This window comes from Benzoatithermus flavus, assembly GCF_037908215.1.
Lineage (GTDB): Bacteria > Pseudomonadota > Alphaproteobacteria > Geminicoccales > Geminicoccaceae > Benzoatithermus > Benzoatithermus flavus.
The window spans coordinates 129884-144951 of the sequence record NZ_JBBLZC010000006.1; the positions used below are offsets into that span (position 1 = coordinate 129884).

Annotated in this window: 19 protein-coding genes; 12 read left to right on the forward strand and 7 right to left on the reverse strand. The window is 69.3% G+C overall.

What is annotated here, in order from left to right:
* The first annotated feature begins 3 nt into the window (after positions 1–3).
* The 5 genes from U1T56_RS08120 to U1T56_RS08140 all read left to right on the forward strand — a co-directional run bounded on the left by U1T56_RS08120 (position 4) and on the right by U1T56_RS08140 (position 4354).
* Positions 4–480, forward strand: a complete 477-nt coding sequence (locus U1T56_RS08120) for a DUF3280 domain-containing protein (protein ID WP_418158949.1) — start codon at positions 4–6, stop codon at positions 478–480.
* A gap of 281 nt (positions 481–761) precedes the next feature.
* A complete protein-coding gene (locus U1T56_RS08125; protein WP_418158950.1) occupies positions 762–1187 on the forward strand; it encodes a c-type cytochrome in 426 nt (141 codons plus the stop codon).
* Positions 1188–1232: 45 nt separating this feature from the next.
* Positions 1233–2609, forward strand: a complete 1377-nt coding sequence (locus tag U1T56_RS08130; protein WP_418158951.1) for a quinoprotein dehydrogenase-associated putative ABC transporter substrate-binding protein — start codon at positions 1233–1235, stop codon at positions 2607–2609.
* A gap of 131 nt (positions 2610–2740) precedes the next feature.
* A complete protein-coding gene (locus U1T56_RS08135) occupies positions 2741–3865 on the forward strand; it encodes a zinc-dependent alcohol dehydrogenase family protein (RefSeq protein ID WP_418158952.1) in 1125 nt (374 codons plus the stop codon).
* Between the two features lie 66 nt (positions 3866–3931).
* Positions 3932–4354 (forward strand): VOC family protein, encoded by a 423-nt coding sequence (locus U1T56_RS08140; protein WP_418158953.1) that lies wholly within the window; start codon positions 3932–3934, stop codon positions 4352–4354.
* A 177-nt stretch (positions 4355–4531) separates the two neighbouring features.
* On the opposite strand, the gene U1T56_RS08145 is transcribed toward U1T56_RS08140, so the two are convergent.
* The 5 genes from U1T56_RS08145 to U1T56_RS08165 form a co-directional block, all read right to left on the reverse strand.
* On the reverse strand, positions 4532–5338 hold the full coding sequence (locus U1T56_RS08145; RefSeq protein WP_418158954.1) for an ABC transporter permease: 807 nt from the start codon (positions 5336–5338) through the stop codon (positions 4532–4534).
* Positions 5335–6126, reverse strand: a complete 792-nt coding sequence (locus U1T56_RS08150) for an ABC transporter ATP-binding protein (RefSeq protein WP_418158955.1) — start codon at positions 6124–6126, stop codon at positions 5335–5337. The genes U1T56_RS08145 and U1T56_RS08150 overlap by 4 nt, the downstream gene beginning before the upstream one ends.
* Positions 6114–6938 (reverse strand): ABC transporter permease, encoded by an 825-nt coding sequence (locus U1T56_RS08155; protein WP_418158956.1) that lies wholly within the window; start codon positions 6936–6938, stop codon positions 6114–6116. Before U1T56_RS08155 ends, U1T56_RS08150 begins: the two co-directional genes overlap by 13 nt.
* Before the next feature lie 4 nt (positions 6939–6942).
* Positions 6943–7929: an ABC transporter substrate-binding protein gene (locus tag U1T56_RS08160; RefSeq protein WP_418158957.1), complete on the reverse strand. Its 987-nt coding sequence runs from the start codon at positions 7927–7929 to the stop codon at positions 6943–6945.
* Positions 7930–8032: 103 nt separating this feature from the next.
* Entirely contained in the window at positions 8033–8869 is an 837-nt protein-coding gene (locus U1T56_RS08165; protein ID WP_418158958.1) for an aminotransferase class IV, read from the reverse strand.
* A gap of 146 nt (positions 8870–9015) precedes the next feature.
* Between U1T56_RS08165 and U1T56_RS08170 the strand changes: the two genes are divergently transcribed.
* From U1T56_RS08170 to U1T56_RS08190, 5 genes are all read left to right on the forward strand, one after another.
* Positions 9016–10137, forward strand: coding sequence for a fructose 1,6-bisphosphatase (locus U1T56_RS08170; RefSeq protein ID WP_418158959.1), 1122 nt, complete (start codon positions 9016–9018; stop codon positions 10135–10137).
* A 128-nt stretch (positions 10138–10265) separates the two neighbouring features.
* Positions 10266–10709, forward strand: coding sequence for a copper resistance protein (locus U1T56_RS08175; RefSeq protein WP_418158960.1), 444 nt, complete (start codon positions 10266–10268; stop codon positions 10707–10709).
* Between the two features lie 43 nt (positions 10710–10752).
* Positions 10753–11262, forward strand: a complete 510-nt coding sequence (locus U1T56_RS08180; protein WP_418158961.1) for a sigma-70 family RNA polymerase sigma factor — start codon at positions 10753–10755, stop codon at positions 11260–11262.
* The gene (locus tag U1T56_RS08185; RefSeq protein WP_418158962.1) at positions 11259–12020 is read left to right on the forward strand and encodes an anti-sigma factor family protein; all 762 of its coding nucleotides are present in this window, start codon (positions 11259–11261) and stop codon (positions 12018–12020) included. Before U1T56_RS08180 ends, U1T56_RS08185 begins: the two co-directional genes overlap by 4 nt.
* 94 nt (positions 12021–12114) lie before the next feature.
* A complete protein-coding gene (locus U1T56_RS08190; protein WP_418158963.1) occupies positions 12115–13239 on the forward strand; it encodes a TIGR03118 family protein in 1125 nt (374 codons plus the stop codon).
* A gap of 24 nt (positions 13240–13263) precedes the next feature.
* On the opposite strand, the gene U1T56_RS08195 is transcribed toward U1T56_RS08190, so the two are convergent.
* A complete protein-coding gene (locus tag U1T56_RS08195; protein ID WP_418158964.1) occupies positions 13264–13602 on the reverse strand; it encodes a 4a-hydroxytetrahydrobiopterin dehydratase in 339 nt (112 codons plus the stop codon).
* 124 nt (positions 13603–13726) lie between these two features.
* Between U1T56_RS08195 and U1T56_RS08200 the strand changes: the two genes are divergently transcribed.
* Entirely contained in the window at positions 13727–14203 is a 477-nt protein-coding gene (locus U1T56_RS08200; protein WP_418158965.1) for a hypothetical protein, read from the forward strand.
* Positions 14204–14219: 16 nt separating this feature from the next.
* Here the strand turns inward: U1T56_RS08200 and U1T56_RS08205 are convergent, their stop codons facing one another.
* Positions 14220–14627 carry a VOC family protein gene (locus tag U1T56_RS08205; protein ID WP_418159040.1) on the reverse strand — a complete coding sequence of 136 codons (408 nt, stop codon included), beginning with the start codon at positions 14625–14627 and terminating at the stop codon, positions 14220–14222.
* Between the two features lie 166 nt (positions 14628–14793).
* On the opposite strand from U1T56_RS08205, the gene U1T56_RS08210 reads away from it, so the two are divergent.
* Positions 14794–15045: an antitoxin gene (locus U1T56_RS08210; RefSeq protein ID WP_418158966.1), complete on the forward strand. Its 252-nt coding sequence runs from the start codon at positions 14794–14796 to the stop codon at positions 15043–15045.
* The last annotated feature ends 23 nt before the right edge of the window (positions 15046–15068 follow it).

Here is a 15068-nt window from a genome sequence, read left to right on the forward strand (position 1 = left end):
TCGATGCGGTACGTCTGCGCGCTGCTCTTGCTCGTCGTGCTGGCGCCGGCGGCACGGGCCGCCTCGGAGAAGGTGGCGCTGTTCCCGTTCGAGCTCGTGAACACGAGCCTCGAGCCGACCAGGCCCGACGAGACGGCGCGCCTGCAGGCCCTTTTCGGACAGGCGCGCGCGCGGCTGGAGGCTGCGGGCTACACGGTCGTGGACACGGCTCCGGTGGCGGACGAGGTCGCAAGAGCGAGCTCGCTCAGGGACTGCAACGGCTGCGAGCTGCCGCTGGCGCAACGGCTCGATGCCGGCCTCGCCGCCGTGGGCTGGGTGCAGAAGGTCAGCAATCTCATTCTCAACATCAACCTGCAGATCCGCGACGTCGCGAGCGGCCGGCTACTCAAGGCAGGAAGCGTGGATATCCGCGGCAACACCGACGAGTCCTGGAAGCGCGGCATCACCTATCTGATCGACCGGCGCATCGCGGCACGTTGATGCGACGCGCCGGACGGTGCCGGACGACGCGCAGCGGCAGAAGCGTGCTCCTGCCTTACGTCGCGCGTCATTGTTCCGATCGATGACGCAATCGGCTTTTTTTCTTGTGACGACCAGCTTCGGAATAGTAGACCAAAGTCGCGTAGCGTTGATCGGAACGGTGGGCAAGGATGAACCCAATTGACCGGCGCAGCTCTTGCGTACCGGCGAACGATCCGGCAGAACGATTCGACCGACCTGCCCGATCGGGCAGGATAAGCCAAGAATAAACCGGAGGCACCATGCTCCGACGTACCACGTCGCTTCTCGCAGTCGCTGCGGCCATCATCAGCTTGCTCGCATCCTCGGGCAGTCGAGCCGAAGAGAAAGCAGCCGACAAGCCTTACTCGATCGTCGACGGCAAGGTCGACAAGGGGACCTACAACGGCTACCGCCGCTACACCGACTCCTGCCTGCGCTGCCACGGCCCCGACGGCATGGGCAGCTCCTATGCGCCGAACCTGACCGAGTCGCTCAAGAACATGAGCTACGAGGACTTCACCAACGTCGTGATCAACGGCCGCCAGAACCTCGCCGCCGGCCAGGAGAAGGTGATGCCGGCTTTCGGCATGGTCGAGGACGTGGCGATGTACATCGACGACATCTATGCCTATCTCAAGGCGCGCTCGGACGGCGTGGTCGGCCGCGGCCGCCCGGAGCGGCAGTAGGGCCGGGGCGAGGCGGCGCGCCGGCGCGCGGCGGAGGACTGGCCCGTGTCGTTTTCCCACCCGATCTCGCGCGTGGCCATAGGCGCCATTGCGCTCGCGGCGGCGCTTCTCCGGGCGCCGTTCCCGGCGGTCGCGCAGACCCAGGCTCCCTTGGGCGAGTTGGTCGACCGCACGGCGCTCCGGGTCTGCGCCGATCCCAACGACCTGCCGTTCTCGAACGACAAGGGCGAGGGGTTCGAGAACAAGATCGCCGAGCTCATGGCGCAAAGGCTCGGCGTGCCGCTGCAATATACCTGGTTCCCACAGTCGGTCGGCTTCGTGCGCAACACGCTCCGGGCCAATCGCTGCGACCTCATCATGGGGGTGGTAGCGGCCGACGAGCTGGTCCAGAACACCAATCCCTACTACCGCTCGGCCTACGTGCTCGTGCACCGGGCGGACGAGGGCGACCGGTTCGGCAGCCTGGACAGCCCGCTCATGCAGACCGCCCGGATCGGCATCGTCGCCGGGACGCCCGTGGCCGATCTCCTCGTGCGCAAGAACCTGATGGCCCAGGCACGGCCTTATCAGCTCCTGGTCGACACCCGCCTCGAGCAGCCGGCCCGCCAGATGATCGAGGATCTCGCCAAAGGCGATCTCGACGTGGCGCTGCTCTGGGGGCCGATCGCGGGCTACTGGATCCGCAAGCAGGCCACACCCTTGACGCTGGTGCCGCTCACGAGCGATCCCCGCACCGGGCTGCGCCTCGACTTCCGCATCTCGATGGGCATCCGCCCGAACGAGCCGCTGTGGAAGCACGACGTCAACACCCTGATCCGCGAGCTCAAGCCGGAGATCCAGAAGATCCTGCTCGACTACGGCGTCCCGCTGCTCGACGAGCAGGGCCGTCTGATCACGGCCGGGGCCGGCGAGGGTGCCGCGTCGCCCGTGGCGGAGCCCGCCGGTTACCGGATGGACAACTATCGCGCTCCGGTGCCGGCGACGCTCGAGGGTGCGACCGTGCTCACCACACAGACCCTGCGCACGCTGATCGAGGAGCGCCATCCGGTTCTCGTCGACGTTCTGCCCAAGGCACGAAAGCCCAGGGACCGGGCGGCGGACCAGCTCTGGATCGAGCCCGAGCGCGACGATATTCCGGGCTCGGTGTGGCTGCCGAACGTCGGCTACGGCGAGCTCTCGGCGGAGTTCGCCCTTTATTTCCGCACCGAACTGGAACGGCTCACCGGCGGCGACAAGACGAAGCCCATCGTGTTCTATTGTGACGCCCATTGCTGGATGTCCTGGAACGCGGCCAAGCGCGCCGTGACCGAGCTCGGTTATACCCAGGTTTACTGGTATCCCGAGGGTGTGGACGGCTGGAAGAAGGCCGGGCTCGAGGTCGCAAGGGCGCAAGAGGTGCCGATGCCGGACTTCGTGCAGTAGGCAGTTCGAGCGACGTGGGCAAGCCTGCGCCCGTGCCCGAAGGTGCGGGCCGGCAGCGCCGATAGTGGTCGAGCGGGAGCACCGGTGCCGAACGGTAAAGGCGCAGGCTCGCCTGGAGCGAAGGAGGGGTAATGCGGATCAGGGCCGCGGTGCTGGAGACGATGGGAACACCTTCGCCTTATGCCGAGAGCCGGCCGCTGCGGGTGCAGGCGGTGGCGCTCGATCCGCCGGGGCCGGGCGAGGTGCTGGTGCGGATCGCGGCCGCGGGCCTGTGCCATTCCGATCTCTCGGTGATCGAGGGCAACCGGCCGCGACCCATGCCGATGGTGCTCGGGCACGAGGCGGCGGCGGTGGTCGAGGAGGTCGGGCCGGGTGTCGTGGACCTCGTGCGCGGCGATCACGTGGTCTGCGTGTTCGTGCCGTCGTGCGGCGGCTGCGTGCCGTGCGCGGAAGGGCGGCCGGCCTTATGCGAGCCCGGTGCCGCGGCGAACGGCGCCGGGGTGCTGCTGAGCGGTGCCAGGCGGCTGCATCGGGACGGGGAGCCTTTGCACCATCATCTCGGCGTGTCGGCATTCGCGGAGCACGCGGTGGTCTCGCGCCGCTCGCTCGTGAAGATCGACCCCGAGCTGCCGCTGGAGGAGGCGGCGCTGTTCGGCTGCGCCGTGCTCACGGGCGTGGGTGCGGTCGTCAACACGGCGCGCGTCCCGGCCGGCAGCTCGGTGGCGATCGTGGGCCTGGGTGGGGTGGGCTTGTGCTCGCTGCTCGCGGCGGTGGCGGCAGGGGCGCGCGAGGTGGTGGCGGTGGACATCGCCCCGGAGAAGCTGGCGCTGGCGCAAGCGCTGGGGGCGACGGCAGCGTTCGACGCGCGCGATCCCGACACGGCGGAGCAGATCCGCAGCGTCACGGCGGGCGGCGTCGAGTATGCGTTCGAGCTCGCCGGCACCGGCAAGGCGCTGGAGCTCGCCTGGCGGATCACGCGGCGCGGCGGGACGACGGTGACGGCGGGCCTGCCGCCGCCGAGCGCGGCGCTGCCGGTGCCGGTGGTGAGCCTGGTCGGCGAGGAGCGGACCCTGAAGGGGAGCTATATCGGCACCGCCGTCCCGATGCGGGACATTCCCCGCTACATCCAGCTCTACCGGCGCGGGCGGCTGCCGGTGGACCGGCTGATGAGCGGCACCTTGCGGCTCGAGGAGATCAACGCGGGCTTCGACCGGCTGCAACGCGGCGAGGCGATCCGGCAGGTGGTGGTGTTCTGAAGCCCGATTTTCTCGCGGCCTCCGGCTTTCAGGTCGTGCGCAGTCCCAGGATCAGGGGAGAAAGACATGAAGCCGCGCATCAAGGTGCTCACGCTGGCCGTGAACGATCTCGAACGATCTCTCGCCTTCTACCGTGACGGCATGGGCCTGCCGACTGAGGGGATCATCGGCCAGGAGTTCGAGGACGGCACGGTGGTCTTCTTCAACATGAACGACGATCTGATCCTGGCGCTCTATCCAGCCGTTTCCCTTGCCAAGGATGCCAGAATCACGGCCACGCCCGCGAGGCTCGGCGCCGTGTCCATCGGGCACATCGTCGGATCGAGGGAAGAGGTCGATGCGATCGTCGGGCAGGCCGAGCGAGCGGGTGCGGTCGTCACCGATCCGCCACGTGACCGCTTCTGGGGAGGATATTCCGGCTACTTCCATGACCCGGACGGCCATCTCTGGGAGATCGCCTGGAATCCCCAATGGAGCGTTGCCGATTGATGCCGGACGACTCCACTCGCGGTCGGCCGTGTCCTTTGTGACGAATGTCACAGACGCAGGAGCCGGCTTCCACCACGATCCCGCGCAGCCCTTCGTGGGCCGTTTCATGAGGCATGGCTTGACCGCCGCCGGATCGCCGGTGGCGGTCTTCTTTTCGGGCCCGCGTTTCCCGCACGCTCACTCCCCCTTGCCGGTGAGCGCCACGAAGCCGCGGGCAGGGTTGTAGCCGAAGATCGCGGCCCCCATGAACAGCACGGTCCACATGAGGACGAGCAGGAGCGAGGTCGGGTCGAGCTGGCCGTAGAGCGCGAAGCGGATCAGCTCGACCGCATGGGTGAACGGGTTGGCGGCGCTGATCTGATAGAGGAGAAGCGAGCTCTCGCGCATCCGCCACAAAGGATAGAGCGCCGAGCTCGTGAAGAACATCGGGAAGATGACGAAGTTCATGACTCCGGCGAAGTTCTCGAGCTGGCGGATCACCGAGGAGAGCAGGAGTCCGAGCGCGCCCAGCATGAGGCCGCTGAGGAGGAGAGCCGGAAAGACGGTGAGATAGCCGACGAGCGGCGGCTGGACCTCCCAGAACCAGGCAATGGCGAGGAAGAGGTAGACCTGCAGGCAGGAGACGAGAGTGGCGGCGACGAGCTTGCAGGAGAGGAGATACCAGCGCGGCAAGGGGCTCACGAGCAGCACCCGCATCGAGCCCATCTCGCGGTCGTAGACCATCGAGAGCGAGCTCTGCATGCCGCTGAACAGCAGGATCATGCCGGCGAGGCCGGGTGCAATGTAGACCTCGTAGAGGATGTAGGTCTCGTAGGGCGGCTGGATCGACACGCCGAGCACCGAGCGGAAGCCGGCCGCGAAGATGAACAGCCACACCAAGGGGCGGACCAGGGCGGCGAAGAAGCGGCCGCGCTGCTGCAGGAAGCGTAAGAGCTCGCGGCCGAGGATGCCCTCGAAGCACAAGAGCCAGGGGTTCGCGCTCATCCGGGAGCGACCTCCGCGAGAGGAGAGGGGGCAGCGGCCGAGGCCGGGAGGAGCAGCCGCGCCAGCTCGGCTTCCTCGGCGAGGAGCCGATTGCGGCAGGCCTCGACCGCGAGCGGATCGCGGCGCTCCGCAGCGCCGAGCGGAACCTCGCGCACGGCGAGCACGCGCGCCGGCGAGGCGGTGAGGAAGAGGAGGCGGTCGGCCAGCATGATCGCCTCGTGGAGCGCATGGGTCACGAAGAGCACGGTGGTGCGGTGGCGCTCGAGCAGCTCGAGGAGGAGGAGGCGCAGGTGCTGGGCGGTGGGCTCGTCGAGCGAGACGAAAGGCTCGTCGAGGAGGAGGAGATCCGGGCGGACCACGAAGGCGCGGGCGAGCGCCGCACGCCTCGCCATGCCGAGCGAGAGGCGCGAGGCGAACACGGCCTGCGTGCCCTCGAGCCCGACCTCGGCGAGGACGGCGGTGATCCGGGCGTCCACCTCGGTCGGATCGTCGTCGAAGAGGACGAAGCGCAGATTGTCCGCGACCGTGCGCCAGGGCAAAAGGCGCGGCTCCTGGAAGACGTAGGCGAGCCGGGCGCTGCGATCGCGCACGAGCCTGCCCTCGAAATCACGATCGAGCCCGGCCGCGATGTTGAGAAGGGTGGTCTTGCCGCAGCCGGAGGGGCCGATGATGGCGAGCCGCTCGCCGGGCTCGACCGAGAGCCGCACGTTCTCGAGGACACGCTTTTCGGGTGCGGTGCCGACGGCGGGGAAGCTCTTCGCCCGCACCTCGAGGCTCAGCGCCGCCATCGGTTCACCCGGCGCTCGAGCGGCTGCAGGATGCCCCACTCGATGAGCTGGACGACGACGATGAAGGAGAGCGCATAGGCCAGGATGCCGGCGACGTCGAACATCTGGAAGAACACGCCGAGCTGGAAGCCGACACCGTTGGAGCGGCCGAGGAGCTCGACCACGAGCACGATCTTCCAGATGAGGGCGAGGCCCGAACGGGCGGCGACGGCAAGATAAGGATAGAGCTGCGGCAGGACGACGTGCTCGATGCGGCGGCGCCAGGGCACCTCGAACACTTCCGCCATCTCGAGGAGGCCTTTGTCCAGGGCGCGCGCGCCTTCACGCACGGTGACGACGACGTTCGGGATCTTGTTGAGCGCCACTGCCGCCACGGCTGCGGTCTCGACGAGGCCGATCCAGATATAGCAGAGGATGATCGTCACCAGCGCCGGCAGGTTCAGGAAGAAGACGAGCCACGGCTGGCCCAGCTCGTCGGCGAGCCGCACGCGGCCCATGACGAGGCCGATGACGATGCCGATCCCCATGGCGAGGACGAAGCTCGCGGCGACCCGGAGCAGCGTGATGCCGAGATGCCAGGGCAGTTCGCCGCTCGCGGTCTCGGCAGCAATGGCGCGGAGCACTGCCGCGGGTGGCGGCATGAGCCGCGGGTTGGCCGCGAGCATCGCTCCCGCCTGCCACAGGGCGAGCAGCAGGAGCAGCGAGAGGACGGGGACGAGGACGCGCCGCAGCCCGGTCCCGCGCGCGAGCGCAGCATCGCCCGTGATGGTGGCGGACGGCGCCGGCTCGGTCGGGGCGAGGCTGCGGGCCATGCGGTCAGAAGCTCACTTCGGGCCAGAACGTGCCGGGAGCGAGCGTTCGGCTCTTGCCGACCAGCTCCTCGCCGCCGAGCCCGGCCACGACCTCGTAGAGCTTCGCCGCCTCGTTCCGCTCCTTCTCGCCCCAGCGCTCGACGATGCCCTCGCGGTAGCGGCGCATGAAGGCGTCGAGCTGGGCGTCGTTCTCGGCGCGGGTCAGAGGCTTCAGGCGCTGCCACTCCTGATCGTCGCTCTTCATGATCGCCTTGGCGGCACGGGACGCGCGGACGAAGGCCTGGACGAGCTCCTTGTGGCTCTCCGCCCAGGGCTCCTGGAAGATATAGCCGAGCTGCGGCACGCTCGCCGGGATGCCCAAGGCCTCCTGCACCTGGCCGATGCCGATCAGGCGCTTATAGCCCTCGGGCTCGAGCCGGGCGCCGAAATGCCAGTAGTTGAGGACGGCCGCGAGCTCGCCGCTCTTCAGCTTCTCGTTCAGGAGCGGCGGCGCGCCGTAGACCGGCTCGACCTCCCGTTTCAGGTCCATGCCGGTGGTCGACCTGGCATAGGCCTGGAGCAGGAGCCAGCCTTTGTCGAGCGGACCGCCGGCGATGCCGAGCCTTTTGCCCTTGAGGTCGGCGAGGCTGTCGATGCCGCCGCCCTCCTTCACCATCACCGCGCCGACATTGCTGGAATAGGGGACGAAGGTGAGCGGTACCCCTTCGGCCCGCTGGCGCGAGACGAACAGCCAGTCCTCGACGATGGCGTCGACCGACCCGCCCATGAGCGCCACGTCGGCAGCATCGTTGCCGCCGAAGGTCTCGACCGCGAGGGTGAAGCCCTCCTTCCGGTCGAGCCCGTGCGTCTTGATGACGTCGAGTTCCCAGTTCACGGTACCGAACTTGAGCACGCCGACCCGGATCGTGCCGAGATCGGCGGCGCGGGCGGCACCCGCCACGGCGAACAGAGCGAGCGCGGCGATGACCGACCGCCTGGCAGCGCGCCACATCCTGACCTCCCTCTCTAGGATCGATTCTCGGCTTCTGCGCCGGAGGATAGGTTCTTTGGTGCTAATGCCAAGCCCCGGCACCCGCAACCCGCCAAAGGTCGGATCAGCTCTCGCACCCATGCGCTTGCCAGGCCGCCTGCAGGTCCTGGGCGAGGGGGTGGGGTGCGGCGCCGGCGACAGCCTCGCCGTCGACCGCGACCAGGGCACGGACGCCGACGAGGCTGCTCGTGAGGAAGGCGCCGTCCGCCCGGCGCAGCCGCTCGGGTGGGAGCGCCGTTTCCAGGCAGCGCACGCCGAGCCTTGCCGCCTGCTCGATCACGATCGCGCGCGTGATGCCGGGGAGAACGCCCTCGGCGGGCGGCGGGGTGAGGAGGGTGTCGCCCTCGATCAGGAACAGGTTCGCGGTCGCGGCACAGGCGAGCCGGCCGGCGGTGTTGAGAAGGATCGCCTCGTCGGCGCCGACTTCGCGCACGGCGCGCACTGCCAGGAGGTTGTCGAGATAGCCCAGGGACTTCAGGCGCGAGAGCGGAGAGTGCTCGTTGCGACGGGTCACCGCAACGATGGCGGCGCGGGCAGGAGGCGGCGGGGAGGGCAGCGAAAAGGCGGCGAGGAGGAGCGTGGGCGTAAGCTCGGCGGGCGGCAGGAGGCCGCGCGGGCCGGGGCCACGGGTGAGGGTGAGGCGGAGGGCTGCATCACGCAGGCCCGTCGCCCGGAGGAGCGCTGTGGCGGCGTCGGCGAGGGCCGCATTCCCGAGCGGCACGGGCAGGCCCAGCGTGCCGGCACCGGCGCGCAGCCGGGCCAGGTGGCGGGCCAGGAGCGGGATGCGGCCATCCACGGCGCGCATGGTCTCGAACAGACCGTCGCCCAGAAGGAAGCCGCGATCGGCGGGATCGATCCGCGCCTCGGCGGCCGCAACCAGCCGCCCGTTCAGCCAGAGCATCGGTCTCTCGCTCGTGGCCGCACCGGATGCGCGTGGTCGGACGATCCCGGTCGCACTCGGGCGCAGCACGGCACGAAGCGGTCAAACGAAGGATTTCGGGCTAGAATGCCAGGCTCCTCGGGAGGAACAGCACCGGGAGCGCCACCATGCGCATGACACTCTCCGTGATCAAGGCCGACGTGGGCTCGATCGGCGGTCATACCAAGCCCTCGGCACGGATGCTGGACGCGGTGCGCGCCGCGGTTCAGCGCGCCATCGACGAGCATCTCCTGCTCGACGGCTTCGTCGCCCATACCGGCGACGACATCGCGATCATCATGTCGCATGCCGAGGGCAAGAACAGCGCCAGGATCCACGACTTCGCCTGGGCCGCGTTCCTGGAGGCGACCGACATCGCCAGACGCCAGGGGCTCTACGGCGCCGGTCAGGATCTCCTCGTGGATGCGCCCTCGGGCAATCTGCGCGGTGCGGGCCCGGCCGTGGCGGAGATCACCTTCGAGCACACGCTGAAGGCACCCCGGCCGGCCGAATCCTTCATGGTGCTGGCCGCCGACAAATGCGGCCCCGGCGCCTACAACCTGCCGCTCTATCTCGCCTTCGCCGATCCCATGTACTGCGCCGGCCTGATGCTGCCGCAGATGATCAAGGGCTTCGCCTTCCACGTCATCGACATGGACAACGCCAAGGCCGACAGCATCGTCGAGCTCGCGGCACCGGAGGAGAGCTACCACATCGCGGCCCTCCTGCGCGACAACGAGCGCTTCGGCATCGACGCCATCGTCTCGCGCACCTACGGCGAGCAGGCGGTAGCGGTCTCGGCGCAGCGCCTGCATTCGATCGCCGGCAAGTACACCGGCAAGGACGATCCGGTGGCGATCGTCCGCAACCAGGGAATCTTTCCCGCCCCGGAGGAGCTGCTGTCGCCGTTCGCGAAGGCGCATTTCGTGGGCGGGGACGCGCGCGGCTCGCACGTCATGCCGCTCATGCCCGTGCCGCTCAACACGGCGGTGACCGGCCTCTACTGCCTGCCGATCGTCTCCTGCATCGGCTTCTCGCTGGACGCCGACGGCCGGTTCTCCGAGGGCTACACCGACTTCTTCGCCAATCCGGCGTGGGACGAGGTGCGCTTACGCGCCCAGGCGAAGGCGATCGAGATGCGCAGCCAAGGCTGGTCGGGTGCGGCGATGCTGCCCTATGCCGAGCTGGAATACGGGGGTTTTCGCGAGACCGTGAGCGGGCTGCTCGAGCGCTTCCGCCTGCGCGCTTGAGCCGATCCCTCCTGCGCCGGCCCGAGCGAAACGTCCCGCCGAGAGCGGGAATAGCCGGCCCCTGGCGGTGTTCATCCCGTTGCCGGCGATGCCAGCGCCGGCCGAGGGAGAACGAAGGGGAAGGGATCATGCGCGCGATGGCGACCATGTTCCGGCAGCCGGCCCGGCAGGCGGCGGCGCTCCTGCTCGGCCTCGCCGCGCAGGCCTGGGCAGCGGCGCCTACGCCGGTGAACGTGGCGATGAGCAACGCGCCCGACGGCACGCAGAGCTTGCGGCTCGACCGCAGCCAGGTGCCAGCGGGGCCGGTGCGGTTCGTGGTGCGGAACCTCTCCGCCGACACGGTTCACGAGTTCCTGGTGGCGAAGGCTCCGGCAGGACCGCCGCCGATGGCCCGCACGGGCAGCCGAGTCGACGAGAGAAGGCTCGAAGGCCTCGAGGAGCTGGGCGACCTCGGGCCCGGAAGGAGCGGCTCCCTGTCGATGCGGCTGCGCCCCGGCCGTTACGTCCTGTTCTGCAACGAGCCCGGCCACTTCGTGGCCGGCATGCACGCCGAACTCATCGTCACGGAGTAGGATCGAGGGCAGCGCCCCGAAGGGATGCGGAGGGCCGGCCGGGATGGAGGATCTGCTGCTCCGGATCGAGGCGGAGATCCCGGCACTCCGCCGCTACGCCCGCGTCCTCCTGCACGACAGCGACGCTGCGGACGATCTCGTTCAGGATTGCCTCGTGCGTGCGCTCTCACGTCTCCATCTCTGGCGCCGGCCCGGCAACCTGCGTGCCTGGCTGTTCACGATCCTGCGTCACATCCAGCTCAACCAGCGGCGCTCGGCCGCGCGCAGCCCGCCGCCTCTGCCGCTCGCCGAGGGCGAGGAGCCCAGCGTCGCCGCTGGACAGATCAGCCGCATCGAGGTGGCCGAGACGCTGCGGGCCTTCGCCCGGCTGCCCGAGGAGCAGCGCGAGGTCCTGTCTCTCGTCGTCGTCGAGGGCCTGCGCTATCGGGAGGTCGCCGACCTCCTCGACATCTCGGTCGGAACGGTCATGTCGCGGCTGGCGCGGGGTCGCGAGCGGCTGCGGCAGATGAGCGAGGATCCCGGCACCGTCACCCCTTTCCGGAGGCTCCCATGAGCGGCGCGGAGCCGCATCCCGATCTCGAGGAGCTCGGCGCCTATCTCGACGGCGAGCTGGACGAGAAGCATCGGGCCACGATCGCTGCCCATCTCGCCGTCTGCCCGATGGATCGCGAGCGGGTCGCGGCCTACCGACGCTGCGATGCGGCGCTCAGGATCGGTGTGAAGGCGCTCGTGGCCGAGCGGGCGCCGGTCCGGCTCGCCAGCATCCTCCACGCCCACCGCGGGCGGCGCCGGCGGCGCGCCGCCATCGCCGCCGGGGTGCTGGCGCTCTTGGTCGGAGGTGGCGCTGCCTGGTGGGCCGTCGGGCCGGCCGGGGAGCCGACGGCCGATCTCGTCCAGATGGTGCAGGACGCGGATGCGGCCTACCGCGTCTATCCGCTCACGTCCCCGGAAAAGGAAGGTACCCTCGATCCCGCGACCCTGAGCGCCCGGCTCTCGCAGCAGCTCGGCACCGCAGTCCGGGTTCCGATCCTGGAGCGCTGGGGCTTCCGGCTGAGCCGCGATCAGCTCCTGGTCACCCGTTACGGCCTCGCCGCCCAGCTCACCTATGTCGATGCGGGCGGGCGCAGGCTCACCTGCCTCTTCCGCCGGCGACCCGTCTCCGGCGACGTCGAGCCGCGCTTTCGCGAGGAAGACGGGGTGGTGACGGCCTACGGCGCGGAGGGCGAGCTCGGCTACGTCATGACCAGTTCCCTTCCCCGCCACGAGCTCCATCCCATCGCCGAGGCGGTCTATCGCGCGCAAGAGTCCTGAGCGGGAATAACCCCGGCGCTGCGGTGTTCGCCGAGGAGCACGCCACCATCGGCGCGGGCGAGGCCCGGATGGCCTCGAGGAGAGGGAGGGCAGCATGACGACGCTGCGTCAGCGTCTACGAGCTTCGGCGGCGATACTGGTCTTGAGCCTGATGACGGCACTGCCACTGCAGGCGGCGGACCCGGCATCGGCCGGCCACGGCGGCAGCATGGCATTCGTGGTGCGCAACCTCGTGTCGGACGTTCCGGGCCGGGCCGAGCACACCGACCGGAACCTCGTCAACGGCTGGGGCCTCGCCTTCGGCCCGACCACCCCGGCCTGGGTCGCCGACAACGGCACCGACGTCTCCACGGTCTATGACGGGAACGGCAACGCCCTGCCGCTCGTCGTCGCCATTCCGGGCGGTGCCCCTACCGGAATCGTGTTCAACGGCACGGGCGTGTTCAGGGTCCGCATGGGCCACACGCGGGCTCCGAGCCGCTTCATCTTCTCGAGCGAGGCGGGCGTCATCGCCGGCTGGTCGCCGGATGTCGACCGGACGCACGCGATCGCGCAGTTCCATGCGCGCGACGGAGCGATCTATAAAGGTCTCGCCCTCGCCTCGAGCGGCCACCAGCCCTACCTCTACGCCACCGACTTCCACAACGCCAAGATCGACGTTTTCGACGGCCGGTTCCGACGCGTCCGGCTCGCGGGCGACTTCATGGACCCGCGGCTCCCGCGGGGCTTCGCGCCCTTCGGCATCCAGAACATCGGCGGCAGGCTCTACGTGACCTACGCCAAGCAGGACCGGGACCGCGAGGACGACGTCCACGGGCCCGGTCTCGGCTTCGTCGACGTGTACGACGCGGAAGGCCACCTGCTCCGGCGGCTCGCGAGCCGGGGTGCCCTCGACGCCCCTTGGGGCCTCGCCCGAGCGCCCGAGCATTTCGGCCGCTTCGGCGGCGACATCCTCGTCGGCAATTTCGGCGACGGGATCATCAACGCCTATGATCCGAGGACCGGCGCGTTCGCGGGCAGCCTGCGCGGACCGGACGGCCGGCGGATCGTGATCGACGGGCTCTGGGGCCTGAGCTTCGGCAACGGCATCCCGACCCAGCCCGAGGACACCCTGTTCTTCGCGGCCGGCCCCGACGACGAGAGCCACGGCCTGTTCGGCCGGATCGACGCCGCCGGTCGCGGCGACGACGATCACGGTCACGGTGGCTACCGCTACTGAGGGCAGCGCAAGGGCGATCCGCGCTCACGCGGCGGCGAGGCGGTCGATCTTCGCCGCCATGATGAAGTCGTTCTCATGCAGGCCCTTGATCTTCTTGGTCTGCAGCGAGACCGTGGCATGGCCCCAGCCGAAGCAGATCTCCGGATGGTGGCCTTCGGCCTCGGCGAGCTCCGCGACGCGTCCGACAAAGGCGAACGCGTCGCGGAAGTTCTTGAAGCGGTAGCCGCGCTGGATGCGCCGCCCGTCGTCGACCAGCTCCCAGTCCGGGACCTGGCCGAGATAGCGGGCGGCCTCGTCGCGCTCCAGGGGCGGAATCCCGCCCCGGCACGGCGTGCAGGTCTTCTCGGCGAGCGCGTCGGTCATGGCAGAGCCCTCCGTTCGTGCGATGGATGTGGGGTGGCGGCGGCCGACGGCAAAGCCGTGTCCTGATCCGCGGCACCCTGACCTCTTACCAGAGCGGCACGGACAGGCTCTTCTCGTCCGCGCCATGGACGATCTCGCCCTTGCCCGCGCCCTTCACGTCGCCGCCGTAACCTTGTGGATCGGCGGTGTCGCCTTCGTCACCACCGTGCTGCTGCCGGCCGTGCAGCGCGAGGTGCCGAAAGCGCAGCGCGTCGATTTCTTCGAGCGAATCGAGGGGCGGTTCGCCTGGCAGTCGCGGGCGACGACGCTGATCGCGGGCGCGAGCGGCCTCTACATGCTGCACGGGCTCGATCTCTGGGAGCGATTCCTCGATCCCGGCTACTGGTGGATGCACGCCATGGTGCTGACCTGGCTCGTGTTCACCCTGATGCTGTTCGTGCTCGAGCCGCTGTTCCTGCACCGCTGGTTCCGCACCCGTGCGACGCGCGACCCTGCCGGGACCTTCCGGCTCGTCCTGCGGCTGCATCGCGCGCTGCTGACGCTGGGGCTCGTCACCGTGCTCGGCGCCGTGGCGGGGGCCCACGGCTGGTATCCGTTCTGACCCCCCGGCTTCGGGGTCAGGTGGTGGCGATGGCGTCGTAGCCCTGCTCGTTGAATTCGATCAGGCAGAAGCCATGGCCGAACGGATCGGCGAACTGGGCGATCCGGCCGTAAGCCCCCTCGCGGACCTCGCCTTCGGGCCGGGCACCGGCCGCCACGGCACGGCGCACGGCGGCATCGAGATCGCTCACCACGATGTCGAGATGGACGGGTGTCCAGTGCCGGTCATAGTTGCGCGTCCGCGCGGCACCCGGTGCTATGGCGCTGCCGGCGGACTTCGCCAGGAGATAGAGCTTCGCGCAAGCACCTAAAAGCTCGACGAAGCCGTCACCGAAGCGGCGCCCGACCGAAAGGCCCAGGGCTTCGCAGTAGAAGCGCTCGGCGCGCGCGAGGTCGTCCACGTCGATGTTGACGAGCAGCTCGATCGTCACGGATTGCCCCCTTCACCTCGATCGCCGTCCATAGGATCGTACAGAGACTAGAGGGCACCGTGTTCCGACGCGAGCATCCGATCTCGAACGCGATCGCCGAGGGTTCATCATCGCCACGTTGGCCCGCCATCGCTTCAGGCATATGCCCAGGAGGGAGCAGGTGGCTTCGGAGCGGCGCGTCGAGCTGTTCAGGAACGGCCGCCATCAGGCAGTACGTATTCCCCGCGAGTTCGAGCTGCCGGGGGAAGATGCGATCCTGCGCAAGGAGAAAGTCCGGCTGATCATCGAGCCGGCGCCAGCCAAGGCCTTGCTGGCGGTCCTGGCCAGCCTTCGACCGATCGAGGAGAAGTTCCCGCAGATCGAGGAGCTGCCGCACGCGCCGGTGAGGCTTGGACGTGCGCCTTCCCGGTGACCGGAGCGGTCGCCCGCTCCGGC